Consider the following 15,667-nt stretch of genomic DNA (forward strand, 5'->3'; position numbering starts at 1 on the left):
GCTAATTTTTATAGTAAAAGATATAGGATGATCAATGGTCATTAAGCCAAAAATTCGTGGATTTATCTGCACTAACGCACACCCAGCAGGTTGTGCAGAGCATGTTCAAGAACAAATTAACTATGTAAAACAACAAGGCGCATTAAAAAGTGCACCAAAAAATGTACTAGTTATTGGCGCATCAACAGGCTACGGCTTGGCATCGCGTATTACAGCTGCGTTTGGTGGTGGTGCTAAAACATTAGGTATCTTCTTTGAAAAAGAGGGTACAGAGCGTAAAACAGGTTCTGCTGGTTGGTATAATACAGCGGCATTCCAAAACGCTGCTGATGAAGCAGGCCTTTGGTCAAAAAATATTAATGGCGATGCGTTCTCTAACGAAATTAAGCAAAAAGCAATCGACACCATCAAAGCTGATTTAGGTAAAATAGACTGCATTATTTACAGCCTTGCATCACCTCGTCGTAAGGATCCAAACACGGGGGAAGTGTTTTCTTCTACCCTTAAACCAATTGGCAGTGCCGTTACTACTAAAAACCTAAATACATCAAAGCGTGAAATTGATGAAATTACGGTAGAAGCAGCAAACCAAGAAGATATCGACAACACCATTAAAGTAATGGGTGGTGAAGATTGGGAAATGTGGATTGACGCTTTAAAAGAAGCAGATGTACTTGCTGATAACTTTAAAACGACTGCTTATACTTATATAGGTAAAGAGTTAACGTGGCCAATTTACGGACACGCTACGATTGGTAAAGCAAAAGAAGACTTAGATCGTGCTACCGCGGCTATAAAAGCGTCAACTAAAGCGTTAAATGGTGAAGCGTATGTTTCATCACTTAATGCAGTAGTAACTCAAGCAAGTTCTGCTATTCCTATTATGCCTTTATATATTTCAGCTTTATTTAAAGTAATGAAAGCTGATGGCACTTACGAAGGAACTATTGAGCAAATTCACTCATTATTTAGTGAAAACCTTTATGGTGAAACGCCGCGCTTTGATGAGTGCGGTCACTTATTCCAAAATTACAAAGAGCTAGAGGACGATGTGCAAGCGCGTGTTCAAGCTGTATGGGATAGTGTAGATACAAGCTCAATTGATGAGCTAACTGACTATGTTGGTTACCATAACGAGTTTTTACGCTTATTTGGTTTTGGTTTTGACGGTGTTGATTACGATCAAGACGTAGACTCAGTTAAGCCAATCGCAAATATGGTTGATTAATCATACTTTGTAATTATAAAAAGTCGCATTCGCGGCTTTTTTTGTATGCGATGGTTTGTTAATTGAGCAGTTAAATAATGGACTATACTTGCTCAGGCTACCACTTTGGTCTAACTTGATTTTTATTAAAATCACTTAACAAAACCAAATAAGTGTTTCTGTCGTATAATTTTCATAAATACACTCGCATAGTCGTCCAAAATGATGTTAAAATCTGGGCAATATGTGATGAGTTTTACTACGTTGCTTGTTTGATAAACCGAGCAAGCTGCTCTTTTGCACCTTGATATAACTTGGAATAACTCAAATGGCGACGTGGTTGATACGATTTTTCAGTTTCTTTCCTTTAATGTAATGCAAGTGCGTATGATCAACATAAAAAAAGGTCTGGATTTACCCTTAGAGGGCGCGCCACAGCAAGTTATACATGACGGTTCTGCTGTCAAACGTGTAGCTGTGCTTGGCGAAGAGTTTATCGGTATGCGTCCAACCATGCATGTTCGTGTGGATGACCAAGTCAAAAAAGGCCAAGTTCTTTTTGAAGATAAAAAGAACCCAGGCGTCCTATTTACTGCTCCAGCTTCTGGCACAGTAAAAGAAATAAATCGTGGTGCTAAACGTGTGCTGCAATCTGTTGTTATTGAAGTAGCAGGCAGTGAGCAAATCACCTTTGACTCTTTCAGTGCAGATGAGCTTTCGAGCTTAGATCGTGAAAAAGCCAAAGAAGTACTTATCCAGTCAGGTCAGTGGACGGCACTTCGTGTTCGCCCATTTAGCAAAGTAGCGGCTGTGGATGAAAATCCTAGTTCTATTTTTGTGACCGCAATCGACACAAACCCATTAGCTGCAGATCCTGCAGTGATTATTGCCGAAAATGCAGCTGCATTTGAAGCGGGTCTTGCTGTTGTTTCGCGTTTGACCGATGGTAAAGTATTTGTGTGTAAAAAAGCAGGCAGCCAAGTTCCTAGCTCATCTATCGCTCAAGTAGAAGTACATGAGTTTGGTGGTGTGCATCCGGCTGGCCTCGTTGGCACTCATATCCATCATCTTGATGCTGTATCTGTTAGCAAAAAAGTGTGGCACATTGGTTACCAAGACGTTATTGCGTTTGGTCACTTGTTCCTTACTGGTGAAATTAACGCAGACCGTGTTATTTCGCTTGCAGGTCCTCGCGTTAAAAACCCACGTTTAGTGAAAACACAACTAGGTGCTTCATTGGATGACTTAGTAGCTGGTGAATTAGAAGACGGAGATAACCGCGTTATTTCTGGTTCTGTTTTATCGGGTTCTATTTCAAACGGTGTTCATGCATTCTTAGGTCGTTACCACGTTCAAGTATCAGTTTTACTTGAAGGTCGCGAAAAAGAATTGTTTGGCTGGATTGCACCAGGTAGTAATAAATTCTCTGTAACGCGTACATTCCTTTCTCACCTTGCACCGAGTCGTTTATTTAAAATGACAACGTCTACAGGTGGTTCAAAACGTGCCATGGTACCAATTGGTAGCTACGAGCGCGTAATGCCGTTAGATATTTTGCCAACTCTATTATTACGTGACTTAATCGCACGTGACTTAGACAGTGCAATTTCATTAGGCGCGCTTGAACTTGATGAAGAAGATTTAGCGTTATGTACCTTCGTTTGTCCAGGCAAATACGAGTATGGTTCTATCCTGCGCGATTGCTTAACTACGATCGAGAAGGAAGGCTAGAGAGATGGGTTTAAAAAAATATCTAGAAGATATCGAGCCGAATTTTGAAGCCGGTGGTAAATATGAAAAGTTCTACGCTCTGTATGAAGCAGCAGCAACAATTTTTTATACACCAGGCTATGTAAATAAAGGCGCGACACACGTACGCGATAACATCGACCTAAAACGCATGATGATTTTAGTGTGGATGGCGACGTTCCCAGCTATGTTTTTTGGTATGTTCAATATCGGTCATCAGGCCGCAGGTGCTTTAGCACAAGGTTTTGAACTAGCAAATTCTTGGCAGGTTGGTCTGTTCCAGTTATTTGGTGGTGAATTAACTGCTGAATCAGGCTGGGGCGCTAAAATGTTCTACGGAGCATGTTTCTTCTTACCTATCTACGCAGTAACGTTTGCGGTAGGTGGTTTTTGGGAAGTTATATTTGCTTCAGTGCGTAAACATGAAATTAACGAAGGTTTCTTCGTAACGTCTGTTTTATTTGCACTAATACTGCCTGCAACAATTCCTTTATGGCAAGTTGCGTTAGGTATTACGTTTGGTGTTGTAATCGCTAAAGAAATCTTTGGTGGTACTGGCCGTAACTTCTTAAACCCTGCTTTAGCGGGCCGTGCATTTTTATTCTTCGCATACCCAGCTCAAATTTCAGGTGACACAGTATGGACAGCAGTAGATTCTTTCTCTGGTGCAACTATGCTAGGCCAAGCGTTTGCTGGCACACTTGATTATGCAAACATGGAATTATGGTGGAATGCGTTTTACGGTTTCATTCAAGGTTCTGTAGGTGAAACATCTACACTTGCATTATTAGTAGGTGGTTTGTTCTTAATATACGTTCGTATCGCTTCTTGGCGCATCGTACTAGGTGTATTCCTAGGTATGGTAGCAACTGCATTTTTATTAAATGCTGTTGGCTCAGAAAATAACCCAGTATTTGCAATGCCTTGGCATTGGCATTTAGTACTAGGTGGATTTGCGTTCGGTATGTTCTTTATGGCTACTGACCCTGTTTCTGCTGCATTTACCGATAAAGGTAAGTTCGCTTACGGCGCGCTTATTGGCTTTATGGTAGTTATGATCCGTGTTGTGAACCCTGCTTTCCCAGAAGGTATGATGCTAGCAATCTTATTTGCTAACTTATTCGCTCCATTGTTCGATCACTTTGTAGTGCAAGCTAATATTAAGCGGAGGTTGGCACGTAATGTCTAGTAATAACGAATCAATCGGCAAAACGTTAACGGTTGTTGTAGCACTATGTTTAGTGTGTGCAATCATTGTATCGTTTGCTTCTGTACAGCTTCGTCCTTTACAGCAAGCTAATAAAAACAAAGATATTCAAAGCAATATCTTAGCTGCTGCGGGCATCGATAAAGTTGAAAATGTGTTAGAAACATTTGACGCTAAAATCGAAGCACGTGTTGTAAACATGACTACGGGTGAGTTTGTAGATACAGACCCAACAATCTTCGATTTTGAAAAAAGCAAATATGATGCTGAATTAAGCGTTTCTCTTAAAGAGAAAGGCGTAACAGACATTGCTGGTATTCAACGTGTGACTAAAGAGTCGCCGGTGTATATCTCTAAAAAAGAAGATGGTTCAGTTGATGCAATCATTCTTCCTATCCAAGGCTACGGCTTATGGGGCTTAATGTATGGTTTTATCTCGCTTGAAAGCGATGGTGAAACTGTTAAAGGTATTATCTTTTACAAGCATAATGAAACCCCTGGTCTTGGTGGCGAAATTCAAAACCCACAGTGGACTGCTACATGGGAAGGCAAAGAACTGCCAATTCAAATTGTTAAAGGTACTGCAGGCGGTGATGAGCATAAGATCGATGGTCTTTCAGGTGCTACATTAACGTCTAACGGTGTTGACAATGCAGTTGACTTTTGGACTGGTGAAAATGGCTTTGGCCCTTTCCTTGCAAAAGTACGTAAAGGAGCATTGAAATAATGGCTGATACTAAAGAAATGAAGGCGGTCCTGTTTGGTCCGGTTTTAGCTAACAACCCAATCGCACTACAAGTACTTGGTATTTGTTCTGCGCTAGCGGTAACGTCTAGCTTAAAAAATGCGTTAATCATGTCAATCGCATTGACATTAGTAACTGCATTTTCGAGCTTCTTTATCTCGCTTATTCGTAATCAGATCCCATCATCTGTACGTATCATCGTACAAATGACAATTATTGCATCATTGGTAATCGTTGTTGACCAAGTATTACAAGCATTCTCTTACGCTACGGCAAAAGAGCTTTCTGTATTCGTTGGTCTAATTATTACTAACTGTATCGTAATGGGTCGTGCTGAAGCATACGCGATGAAATCGCCACCACTTATGTCATTCCTTGACGGTATTGGTAATGGCTTAGGCTACTCTGTAGTACTTCTTACTGTTGGCTTTATTCGTGAGCTATTTGGTAAGGGTTCACTATTCGGTGTTGATATTATCCCATTAGTACAAGATGGCGGTTGGTATCAGCCTATGGGTCTATTGATTTTACCACCGAGTGCATTCTTCATCATTGGTTTATTCATTTGGGTACTTCGTACCTTTAAGAAAGACCAAGTAGAAGCTAAAGCGTAAGGGGCAAACAGTGGAACATTATATTAGTTTATTTGTAAAAGCCGTTTTTATTGAGAACTTAGCGTTGTCATTCTTCTTAGGCATGTGTACTTTTTTAGCAGTATCTAAAAAAGTAACTACATCAATTGGCCTAGGTATAGCGGTTATAGTTGTATTAGGTATTTCAGTACCAGTTAACAACTTGGTTTACCATGCGGTACTTGCACCAGGCTCACTAGCTTGGTTAGGTTACCCAGATGCAGACCTTAGCTTTTTACGTTTCTTAACTTTCATCGGTGTTATTGCAGCACTTGTGCAAATTTTGGAAATGGCATTAGATAAGTTTTTCCCTGCACTATACAACGCATTAGGTATCTTCTTACCACTTATCACAGTTAACTGTGCAATATTTGGTGCGGTATCATTCATGGTTGAGCGTAACTATAACTTCGGCGAGTCTGTTGTTTATGGTATTGGCGCTGGTGTTGGTTGGGCGCTTGCAATTACTTTACTTGCAGGTATCCGTGAGAAAATGAAATATTCAGACGTGCCAGACGGCCTACGTGGTTTAGGTATTACCTTCATCACTGTTGGTTTAATGGGACTTGGCTTTATGTCATTCTCTGGTATTTCACTGTAAAGGTAGCGAGGATAAATCATGGATTATCAGATTTTCTTAGGCGTTGGTGTTTTCATCGCTATCGTTGTACTACTAGTTTTAGTGATCATTGGTGCTAAATCTAAGTTAGTTGCGAGCGGTGACATCATCATCAGCATTAATGGCGACCCAGACAAAGCCATTAAAACATCAGCAGGTAGTAAGCTTTTAGGCGCGCTATCTGAGTCAGGTATTTTCGTATCATCTGCATGTGGCGGCGGTGGCTCTTGTGGTCAGTGTCGTGTTCACATTAAAGAAGGTGGCGGCGATATCTTACCAACTGAACTTGATCACATTTCTAAAGGTGAAGCCCGTGAAGGCTGTCGTTTAGCGTGTCAGGTAAATGTTAAAAACGACATGGAAATTGAACTTGAAGAGTCAATTTTCGGTGTTAAGAAGTGGGATTGTGAAGTTATCTCTAATGATAACAAAGCAACGTTCATTAAAGAACTTAAGCTGCAAATTCCAGATGGCGAGTCAGTGCCTTTCCGTGCGGGTGGTTACATCCAAATAGAAGCACCTGCTCACCACGTTAAATACTCTGAATTTGAAATTCCTGAAGAGTATCGTGGCGATTGGAACCACTTTGGTTTCTTCGACCTGGAGTCAAAAGTAGACGAAGAGACTATTCGTGCTTACTCAATGGCTAACTACCCGGAAGAAGAAGGCATAATCATGCTTAACGTGCGTATCGCTACGCCTCCACCAAGAAACCTTAGCTTGCCTTGTGGTAAAATGTCATCGTACATTTGGTCACTAACAAAAGGCGACAAGGTAACTATTTCTGGTCCGTTTGGTGAGTTCTTCGCTAAAGAAACTGACGCAGAAATGATTTTTGTTGGTGGTGGTGCTGGTATGGCTCCAATGCGTTCACATATCTTTGACCAACTCAAACGTTTGAACTCTAAACGTAAGATGAGCTTTTGGTATGGTGCACGTTCTGAACGTGAAATGTTCTACGTTGAAGATTTTGACGGCCTAGCGGCTGAAAACCCTAACTTCGTATGGCATACTGCACTTTCAGATCCACAGCCTGAAGATAACTGGGAAGGCTATACAGGCTTTATCCATAACGTGTTATTTGAGAACTATCTTAAAGATCACGAAGCGCCAGAAGATTGTGAGTACTACATGTGTGGTCCTCCAATGATGAACGCGGCAGTTATCACAATGCTTAAAGATTTAGGTGTAGAAGACGAAAATATCTTATTAGATGATTTCGGTGGCTAACACCCATACCAAAACACATTAGTTTTGGTTAAAATACCAGCCTCGTTGCACTTAGTGTTACGAGGCTTTTTTTATTCTTTATTTTATAAGTAGGCTTTCATGAATCGAGTGGGTACATTTCAAAGCTTTATAGCTTTATTTTTAATTACATTGACTTTATTACTCACTGGTTGTGGCGAAAAGCCAGTTCCAGAAGGTGTTTTTTTAGAGGGTAGAACAATGGGCACTACTTATCATATTAAGTTTTATGATGAGCAAGCGCAGTTATCATCTAAAGTATTACAAACACAAATAGACGACGTGCTAAAAAATGTAAACCAGTCAATGTCTACTTATATTGACGACTCTGAAATAAACACATTTAACAGGCTTCCTGCAAATCAAGTTATGCCTATCAGTGAAGACTTTAGAGCTGTAATAAGTGAATCAATTCGCTTAGGTAAATCAACCAACACGCTTGATGTAACAATGGGCCCACTTATTGATTTATGGGGTTTTGGCCCTGATAAAAAACCGACTAATCGCCCAAGCGACACTGAACTTACAAAAATGGTCGAAAAAATAGGTGTTGATAAACTTATTTTAAATGAGCAAGGCTTAAGTAAAACTGTTGATGGATTAGAACTGTCATTTTCGGCTACTGCTAAAGGCTATGGTATTGATAAAGTAGCGCAGCTATTAGAAAGCCACAGTATTACTAATTATATGGTTGAGATTGGCGGTGAGCTTCGTATTAGTGGCGAAAAACCTAATAACCAAGATTGGAAAATTGCTATTGAGCAACCAGATGCAAAGCCTGGCGAGCGTAAAGTGCACCGTGTTCTATCGCCTGGCACAAACGGTATTGCTACATCGGGTGATTATCGTATTTTTTATGAGATGGATGGTGAGATTTATACCCATCTAATTGATCCGGTAACAGGTATGCCAATTAAACACGATTTAGTATCGGTTACTGTATTACACCCAAGTGCAATGACTGCTGATGGTCTAGCAACAGCGCTTACTGTAATGGGAATGGATAAAGCACAAGCATATGCTGAGCAACATGATTTACCCGTTTATCTAATAGCTAAATCACAAGAAGGGCTAATAACGTATTCAAGCCCTGCATTTAAGCCATACTTGTAATATAATTAATCTTAATTTAGGTTGGTTTAAGTTTAGAGTAATATTCTAACCTAATTTTTAGAATAGACTTTACTCGCATCTAAATTGTATTTTAGTGTATAATTTAGCAGTCGCTCAAGAATGCTTGAGCATAATTTATTGCTGATCAATAGGGGCTAAGCAATGTCACTTTTTCTTCTTACTTTTGGCTTACTAATTTTAATAGTTTCGGCGATGGCCGTTGGTATGATCGTGCAAAAAAAATCGATGGCAAGTAGCTGTGGTGGTCTAGGCTCTGTAGGTATTGATAAAGCCTGTGATTGTGATGACCCATGCGATAAACGTAAAAACCGCATGGCTAAAGAGCAAGCCTGGAAAGAAAATCAAATTATTTAAATTTGTAAAATAACCATATCAATTTTATTAAAAGCGCTTTTAAAGCGCTTTTTTTGTGCCTGCTATTTGTGTATGCATTTAGCTTCTAAATAAACACAACCTTAATGTATTAGACCAAAGTCTATAAGTTAGTTTTTTTCATCCATTAGGTTTATTTTTCTCGTTTGTCAAATTGGAGCTAACACTCTAAAGTTTAACCATAGACACAGAGCAAGGCTCTAGTCATAAGCTTGAGGCATAAGTTGGCCTCGCTTAAAAGAATCTTTATATTGTGTGTGAAGATGTTGTCAGTGTGAAAGGCAACTCAAGTTCGGTGGTGACTTAGCTTGGGTTGTTTTTATTCCCTACAATTGCCGCGCAGTGTAAACCAAGAATCTTTATATTGTGTGTGAAGATGTTGTCAGTGTGAAAGGCAACTCAAGTTCGGTGGTGACTTAGCTTGAGTTGTTTTTATTCCCTACAATTGCCGCGCAGTGTAAACCAAGAATCTTTATATTGTGTGTGAAGATGTTGTCAGTGTGAAAGGCAACTCAAGTTCGGTGGTGACTTAGCTTGAGTTGTTTTTATTCCCTACAATTGCCACGCAGTGTAAACCAAGAATCTTTATATTGTGTGTGAAGATGTTGTCAGTGTGAAAGGCAACTCAAGTTCGGTGGTGACTTAGCTTGAGTTGTTTTTATTCCCTACAATTGCCACGCAGTGTAAACCAAGAATCTTTATATTGTGTGTGAAGATGTTGTCAGTGTGAAAGGCGGCTCAATTTCGGTGGTGACTGAATTTGGGCTGTTTTTATTTGTACTCCTTTATTTTTAACCTCATTAATATCCTTATCTCTACTCCTCAAGCCTCTTAAATATCAAATATCTATAAGCTAAACCTTTATTTTTTATTGTGTTATTTTTTATTAACAAAATAGCTTCTAAAGCTTAACTCAAAAAATATGTTTTTTAGTTGAACAGAATATTCTCTTTGTTATACTCACATTCGAACTTTCAGTAAGTTTTGAAAGTTTAATTGATACGGATCAATTTCCACTAGGTCAATTTGTGCTAGGCGGATTTGATTGTATTTAGCACCCGGTTTTAGGGCTTACAACTGCAATGTCTTTTAAGTTTTTCCATTGCAAACTGTATAACTCTCGTTTTGTTATAGTCATTTTAGTAGGTTAATGTCTTTGAACACACTTTCTTTGCAACATACAAATACGGAACTTGCCTCTGGCGAGCCGCAGACGTATGTGCGCTTGAATAAAGCAGGCAAGGGAGTGTGTGTAGCTATAACTTTATTAGTGTTTAATACTGTAATGTTGCTAAGCGGTGCACTAGAGGATGCTTTTAAGCTTGAAGCGCTATTAAGTGATGGGTTTATTGTAGAGCCACTGTTACTTAGTCTTGCGCAATTTTTAGCTCATCCGATCATATCAAGTCAGTTACTAATCGGCCTTTGTTGGTTATTGTTCCATATTTTTCCAGCGCGTCGTGCTGGAATAACCCTCCGTAAAGCAGCCTTTGCTTTTGGCGAGGCTAAAGTTCAGCAACCTGTGATCTCTTCACACGGTTGTCGTGCTCCACCTAGCTTTACAGGTTGTCTGTAAGGCTGCATTTTGTTGCTGGTTTTAATTATTTGTTCTTGCTGTAAATAATTAAAGTTAGCGTATACAAAGTAGCTCTGTGTTTTTAAACACATTCAGCCAACCAACACTCACCCAAGTTAACTTTTATTACGTTATATAAATGCGTTTAGAAAGCTGGGTTTGTTGCTAGGTCATAATTGGCATGAGCTTTAACTTTTGAATAGCCCCCTTATTTTATAATTTAATTCTAGTTAACTTGGGTTTTTATTGAAAAATCGTTGCTTTGGTTTTCATTTAAGCAGCAAATTAAAACTCTAGGTTTGTAGGATACTCCCTTGTTAATTCGTAACCTTTGTAATATTGCTTTAGCTAGTACAGTGCTGGCGTTGTCAGGCTGTAAAGGCGGGATACTCGATCCAAAAGGGCAAATAGGCATTGATGAGAAAAATTTAATCATCATCGCAACCGTGCTTATGTTGCTTGTAGTCGTTCCCGTTATTGTGATGACTTTGTATTTCGCTTGGAAATACAGAGATACTCAAAACCAAGAAATTTATGCGCCAAAATGGGCTCATTCAAATAAAATTGAAGCTGCAGTTTGGGCTGTTCCTATTGTTATTGTGATTATCTTAGGTGTTATTACCTGGGAATCTACCCAAGAGCTAGACCCTTATAAGCCGATTGAAGGTAAAGGTGATCATCTAACTGTTGAAGTAGTGTCATTAAATTGGAAATGGTTATTTATTTACCCAGAGCAAGGTATTGCTACGGTAAACGAATTGGTATTTCCAGCTAATGTACCTGTTGAATATAAAATCACGTCAGAAAGTACAATGAACTCGTTTTTTATTCCTCAGCTTGGCAGCCAAATATACTCAATGGCTGGCATGGAAACCAAGCTTCACTTAATTGCAAATGAACCGGGTACTTTTAAAGGGTTTTCGGCTAATTACAGTGGCGCAGGTTTTACTGGTATGAAATTCAATGCCATTGCTACTCCTACCCAAGCAGATTTTGATAAGTGGGTAATTAGCGTTAAAGCTAATGCTAATAACCTTACTCATGCAAATTATGTTGAGCTTGCAAAAGCAAGCGAAAATAACCCCGTTTCTTATTACGGTAAAGTTGATGACGGCTTATTTCATACCATTGTTATGAAGTATATGCAAGCGCATGGCGATATGAACAAAAAGCACCATGCAATGGGCGAACATGGGCAAATGAGCAAAAAGCATCATGAAATGGTTGAGCACTCAATGCCTTCATCTCACAGCCAAGGCGAGGAATAATAATGTCGTTTTTAGGTAATCTTTCACTCGACGCAATTCCGTTTCATGAGCCAATTCTTGTGTTCACGATGTCGGTTATTGCGATAGCTGGGCTTATTATTGCCGGGCTTATTACAAAGTATAAAAAATGGGGCGTGCTTTGGCGCGACTGGATCACTTCTGTCGATCACAAACGCTTAGGCGTGATGTATATCCTTTTAGCGTTAATAATGCTGTTTCGTGGTTTTTCTGATGCCATAATGATGCGAGCGCAGTTAGCACTTGCTACCAGTGGTGCGCCGGGTTATTTGCCACCAGAGCATTACGACCAAATATTTACCGCTCACGGCGTAATTATGATCATATTTATGGCGATGCCATTTATGATTGGTTTAATGAACATTGTGTTGCCTCTACAAATTGGTGCACGTGATGTTGCATTCCCATTTCTAAATAATTTAAGTTTTTGGTTTACCGCCAGCGGCGCCATCTTAATTAATTTATCGCTTGTATTTGGTGAGTTTGCAAAAACAGGTTGGGTGGCATATCCGCCGCTTTCGGAGCTGACCTTTAGCCCTGGGGTGGGGGTCGATTATTATATCTGGGCGCTACAAATATCCGGGCTCGGTACGCTTTTAACGGCAGTAAACTTTTTAGTTACTGTATTTAAAATGCGTGCTCCAGGCATGACCCTAATGAAAATGCCAATTTTTACATGGGCATGTACGTGGGCAAATATCTTAATTGCAGCCTCTTTCCCAATTTTAACTGCTGTGCTGGCCATGCTTACGCTTGACCGCTACCTTGACTTTCACTTTTTTACCAATGCAGCGGGCGGCAACGCCATGATGTACATCAACCTGTTTTGGGCTTGGGGTCATCCTGAGGTTTATATTTTAGTACTACCTGCTTTTGGTATTTTTTCTGAAATTATCTCAACGTTTGCTGGTAAGCGCTTATTTGGTTACAAGTCGATGGTTTATGCCAGCGGTGCTATCTCAATTTTAGGTTTTATTGTTTGGCTACATCACTTTTTCACCATGGGGTCCAGTGCAAACGTTAATGCGTTCTTTGGGGTAATGACCATGGTTATTGCCGTACCAACTGGGGTTAAGTTATTTAACTGGTTATTTACCATTTACCGAGGCCGTTTACGTATTAGCGTTCCGGTGCTTTGGACGCTTGGTTTTATGATTACCTTTACAGTAGGCGGTATGACCGGTGTATTACTTGCGATTCCGGGTGCCGATTACGTATTGCATAACAGCTTATTCTTAATTGCGCATTTTCATAACACTATTATTGGTGGCGCAGTATTTGGCTACCTTGCTGGTTTTGTATTTTGGTTCCCTAAAGCAATGGGCTTTAAGCTTAACGAAAAATGGGGTAAAGCATCATTTTGGTGTTGGATTATCGGTTTCTTCGTTGCCTTTATGCCGTTGTATGTGCTTGGTTTCTTAGGTATGACACGTCGTTTAAACCATACCAATAATCCAGATTGGAACATGTGGTTATACATTGCCGCAGGCGGTGCTGTAATTATTATGTTTGGTATTATCAGTCAAGCAATTCAACTATTTGTAAGCTTTAGAGACCGTGAAGCACTTGACGATACAACCGGCGATCCGTGGAACGGCCATACACTTGAATGGGCAACTAGCTCACCTCCACAAGTGTATAACTTTGCAACTATTCCTCACGTTGATGACATTGATGCATGGACCGAAGCGAAAGAAAAAGGCCAAGCTTATCAAACAAAAGCAAGTTATAGCCCAATTCATATGCCTAAAAATACCTCTGCGGGTGTATTTATGGCAGCCAGCCTAACGGTATTTTGTTTTGCAATGATCTGGCACATCTGGTGGTTAGCTGTAGTAGGGCTAGTGGGTGGAATTGCCATATTTATTAAGCGTTGTTACACCAATGATGTTGATTACTACATACAGCCAGATGAAATTGCACGCACTGAAGCTGCGTATAATTCAAGTGGAAATAAGGAGCTAAACGCGTGAGTACACTTTCTGCAAATCTAGAATCTGCAAATTTAGACTCTGTATCGCACGATGATCATGCCCACGCGCATGATCATCACGACACCTCGGGCGATACGATATTTGGCTTTTGGTTATACCTAATGACCGATTGCCTATTATTTGCCTCGTTTTTTGCCACCTACGCAGTGCTGTTTATGAACACTGCCGGTGGTGTATCGGGTAAAGATATTTTCGAACTCGACTTTGTTGCAGTAGAAACCGCTGCGCTACTTATTAGTAGTATTACCTTTGGCTTTGCCATGATTGCTGCTCAAGGGCAAAAAAAGGCACTTACACTTACTTGGTTATTTATTACCTTTTGTTTAGGTGCTGCGTTTATTGGTATGGAAATATACGAATTTCATCACCTAATTGTGCATGGTAATAGCCCACAACAAAGTGCCTTTTTAACGTCGTTCTTCTCGTTAGTTGGCCTACATGGTTTACATGTAACGGCGGGTTTAATTTGGATGACAATTATGATGATAGAAGTGGCTAAACGTGGTTTAGGTAAACCAACCGTAACGCGCTTAAGCTGCCTAAGCCTATTTTGGCACTTCTTAGACATTGTTTGGATTTGTGTATTTACCGTTGTTTATTTAATGGGAGCAATGTAATGAGCCACAGCGAAACACATGCGTTAAAGCAAATGCAAAGTGATCACCATGATGAATCTCATGGCAGCGTTAAAACTTACTTAATAGGCTTTGTGCTATCAATAATTTTAACCGCCATACCGTTTTACATGGTAATGGAAGGCGACTTTTCTAAAGTAACTACGCTTTGGAGCATTGTTACTTTAGCTATTGTACAAATTTGGGTGCATTTGAAATACTTTTTACATCTTAATTTTACGACAGAAGATGGCCGTGCAAGTACGTTCTCATTCCTATTCAGTGCCCTGATCATCGTAATGGTTGTTGGGCTATCTGTTTGGATTATTTACGAATCTAACGCAATGATGATGTACTAGGAGTTTAAAATGTTTCGTCGTTATTTATTAGTGACTAAGCCAGGCATTATTATGGGTAATCTTATTAGCGTTGCAGGTGGGTTTTTACTTGCCTCACGAGGAGATGTAGATCCTTGGTTAATGATTGCTACTTTAATTGGCTTGTCGCTTGTGGTTGCATCGGGCTGTGCTATCAACAATGTTATTGATAGAGATATAGATGTAGCCATGGCACGTACTCGTACGCGGGTTACAGTAACGGGCGAAATGTCGGCCTTTGCTGCACTGAGTCACGGTGTTTTATTGGGTGTTGTTGGCTTTGGTTTACTCATTGCTTACACCACTCAAGCCGCGGTATTTTTTGCAGCGTTTGGCTATGTAATTTATGTAGGGGTTTATAGCCTCTACATGAAACGCAACTCTGTTTATGGCACATTTGTAGGAAGCCTTTCTGGCGCTGTACCGCCAGTAGTAGGTTACTGCGCCGTAACAGGGCAGTTCGATATGGGCGCATTAATACTGCTGGTCATGTTTAGCTTATGGCAAATGCCGCACTCATATGCCATTGCTATTTTTCGCTTTAAAGATTACCAAGCAGCAGGTATTCCTGTACTACCCGTTGCACAAGGCATAGATAAAGCCAAGCGCCATATTGTCCTTTATATTGCTGTGTACGCTTTAGTCGTCATGCTTTTACCAATTAGTGGCTATACGGGTGCAGCGTTTATGGCTGTGGCGTGTATTGCCAGCTTTTGGTGGCTGTTAATGGCGCTTCGAGGTTATCGTCGTAATATTGATTTAACAGGCTGGGCTCGCCAAGTGTTTGCCTTTTCAATTGTTAATATTACAGCTTTAAGTATTGCCATGGCAGTTGACTACCACAGTGCAGCACCACAGCTATTTGCACTTATATAGTTTAATTAATTTAGCTTTCCAAAGTTAATCC

At 40.1% G+C, this 15,667-nt stretch carries 15 protein-coding genes; all 15 read left to right on the plus strand.

Annotation, left to right across the window (positions count from 1 at the left end; translation table 11 throughout):
• Nucleotides 1-34 precede the first annotated feature (34 nt).
• On the plus strand, nucleotides 35-1,228 hold the full coding sequence (fabV, locus tag ATS74_RS02010) for an enoyl-ACP reductase FabV (RefSeq protein ID WP_058547262.1): 1,194 nt from the start codon (nucleotides 35-37) through the stop codon (nucleotides 1,226-1,228).
• A gap of 366 nt (nucleotides 1,229-1,594) precedes the next feature.
• Entirely contained in the window at nucleotides 1,595-2,938 is a 1,344-nt protein-coding gene (locus ATS74_RS02015) for a Na(+)-translocating NADH-quinone reductase subunit A (protein WP_058547263.1), read from the plus strand.
• Nucleotides 2,939-2,942: 4 nt separating this feature from the next.
• A complete protein-coding gene (locus tag ATS74_RS02020; RefSeq protein ID WP_058547264.1) occupies nucleotides 2,943-4,145 on the plus strand; it encodes an NADH:ubiquinone reductase (Na(+)-transporting) subunit B in 1,203 nt (400 codons plus the stop codon).
• Entirely contained in the window at nucleotides 4,138-4,890 is a 753-nt protein-coding gene (locus tag ATS74_RS02025) for a Na(+)-translocating NADH-quinone reductase subunit C (protein WP_058547265.1), read from the plus strand. The genes ATS74_RS02020 and ATS74_RS02025 overlap by 8 nt, the downstream gene beginning before the upstream one ends.
• Nucleotides 4,890-5,522 (plus strand): NADH:ubiquinone reductase (Na(+)-transporting) subunit D, encoded by a 633-nt coding sequence (locus tag ATS74_RS02030; RefSeq protein ID WP_058547266.1) that lies wholly within the window; start codon nucleotides 4,890-4,892, stop codon nucleotides 5,520-5,522. The genes ATS74_RS02025 and ATS74_RS02030 overlap by 1 nt, the downstream gene beginning before the upstream one ends.
• A gap of 10 nt (nucleotides 5,523-5,532) precedes the next feature.
• Entirely contained in the window at nucleotides 5,533-6,141 is a 609-nt protein-coding gene (gene nqrE, locus ATS74_RS02035; protein ID WP_058547267.1) for an NADH:ubiquinone reductase (Na(+)-transporting) subunit E, read from the plus strand.
• Nucleotides 6,142-6,159: 18 nt separating this feature from the next.
• Nucleotides 6,160-7,389, plus strand: coding sequence for an NADH:ubiquinone reductase (Na(+)-transporting) subunit F (gene nqrF, locus ATS74_RS02040; protein WP_058547268.1), 1,230 nt, complete (start codon nucleotides 6,160-6,162; stop codon nucleotides 7,387-7,389).
• Nucleotides 7,390-7,488: 99 nt separating this feature from the next.
• Nucleotides 7,489-8,520 (plus strand): FAD:protein FMN transferase, encoded by a 1,032-nt coding sequence (locus ATS74_RS02045; RefSeq protein WP_058547269.1) that lies wholly within the window; start codon nucleotides 7,489-7,491, stop codon nucleotides 8,518-8,520.
• Between the two features lie 162 nt (nucleotides 8,521-8,682).
• Nucleotides 8,683-8,895, plus strand: coding sequence for a (Na+)-NQR maturation NqrM (nqrM, locus tag ATS74_RS02050; RefSeq protein ID WP_058547270.1), 213 nt, complete (start codon nucleotides 8,683-8,685; stop codon nucleotides 8,893-8,895).
• A gap of 1,174 nt (nucleotides 8,896-10,069) precedes the next feature.
• Nucleotides 10,070-10,489 carry a hypothetical protein gene (locus ATS74_RS02055; RefSeq protein WP_058547525.1) on the plus strand — a complete coding sequence of 140 codons (420 nt, stop codon included), beginning with the start codon at nucleotides 10,070-10,072 and terminating at the stop codon, nucleotides 10,487-10,489.
• Nucleotides 10,490-10,803: 314 nt separating this feature from the next.
• On the plus strand, nucleotides 10,804-11,757 hold the full coding sequence (gene cyoA / locus ATS74_RS02060) for a ubiquinol oxidase subunit II (RefSeq protein WP_058547271.1): 954 nt from the start codon (nucleotides 10,804-10,806) through the stop codon (nucleotides 11,755-11,757).
• A gap of 2 nt (nucleotides 11,758-11,759) precedes the next feature.
• Complete coding sequence (gene cyoB / locus ATS74_RS02065; RefSeq protein WP_058547272.1) at nucleotides 11,760-13,748, plus strand: cytochrome o ubiquinol oxidase subunit I; 1,989 nt, start codon at nucleotides 11,760-11,762, stop codon at nucleotides 13,746-13,748.
• Nucleotides 13,745-14,386 carry a cytochrome o ubiquinol oxidase subunit III gene (gene cyoC / locus ATS74_RS02070; protein WP_058547273.1) on the plus strand — a complete coding sequence of 214 codons (642 nt, stop codon included), beginning with the start codon at nucleotides 13,745-13,747 and terminating at the stop codon, nucleotides 14,384-14,386. Before cyoB ends, cyoC begins: the two co-directional genes overlap by 4 nt.
• Nucleotides 14,386-14,742 carry a cytochrome o ubiquinol oxidase subunit IV gene (gene cyoD / locus ATS74_RS02075; RefSeq protein ID WP_058547274.1) on the plus strand — a complete coding sequence of 119 codons (357 nt, stop codon included), beginning with the start codon at nucleotides 14,386-14,388 and terminating at the stop codon, nucleotides 14,740-14,742. Before cyoC ends, cyoD begins: the two co-directional genes overlap by 1 nt.
• 9 nt (nucleotides 14,743-14,751) lie before the next feature.
• Nucleotides 14,752-15,636: a heme o synthase gene (cyoE, locus tag ATS74_RS02080; RefSeq protein WP_058547275.1), complete on the plus strand. Its 885-nt coding sequence runs from the start codon at nucleotides 14,752-14,754 to the stop codon at nucleotides 15,634-15,636.
• Nucleotides 15,637-15,667: the final 31 nt, after the last annotated feature.

This window comes from Pseudoalteromonas sp. H103, from assembly GCF_001469205.1.
GTDB lineage: Bacteria > Pseudomonadota > Gammaproteobacteria > Enterobacterales > Alteromonadaceae > Pseudoalteromonas > Pseudoalteromonas carrageenovora.

What these genes read in the sequence shown, in the direction of transcription:
- nqrM (WP_058547270.1), top strand. Translation starts at nt 8,683, where the DNA reads ATGTCACTTTTTCTTCTTACTTTTGGCTTACTAATTTTAATAGTTTCG.
- ATS74_RS02020 (WP_058547264.1), top strand. Translation starts at nt 2,943, where the DNA reads ATGGGTTTAAAAAAATATCTAGAAGATATCGAGCCGAATTTTGAAGCC.
- ATS74_RS02015 (WP_058547263.1), top strand. Translation starts at nt 1,595, where the DNA reads ATGATCAACATAAAAAAAGGTCTGGATTTACCCTTAGAGGGCGCGCCA.
- cyoD (WP_058547274.1), top strand. Translation starts at nt 14,386, where the DNA reads ATGAGCCACAGCGAAACACATGCGTTAAAGCAAATGCAAAGTGATCAC.
- ATS74_RS02025 (WP_058547265.1), top strand. Translation starts at nt 4,138, where the DNA reads ATGTCTAGTAATAACGAATCAATCGGCAAAACGTTAACGGTTGTTGTA.
- nqrF (WP_058547268.1), top strand. Translation starts at nt 6,160, where the DNA reads ATGGATTATCAGATTTTCTTAGGCGTTGGTGTTTTCATCGCTATCGTT.
- cyoE (WP_058547275.1), top strand. Translation starts at nt 14,752, where the DNA reads ATGTTTCGTCGTTATTTATTAGTGACTAAGCCAGGCATTATTATGGGT.
- cyoB (WP_058547272.1), top strand. Translation starts at nt 11,760, where the DNA reads ATGTCGTTTTTAGGTAATCTTTCACTCGACGCAATTCCGTTTCATGAG.
- ATS74_RS02030 (WP_058547266.1), top strand. Translation starts at nt 4,890, where the DNA reads ATGGCTGATACTAAAGAAATGAAGGCGGTCCTGTTTGGTCCGGTTTTA.
- fabV (WP_058547262.1), top strand. Translation starts at nt 35, where the DNA reads ATGGTCATTAAGCCAAAAATTCGTGGATTTATCTGCACTAACGCACAC.
- ATS74_RS02045 (WP_058547269.1), top strand. Translation starts at nt 7,489, where the DNA reads ATGAATCGAGTGGGTACATTTCAAAGCTTTATAGCTTTATTTTTAATT.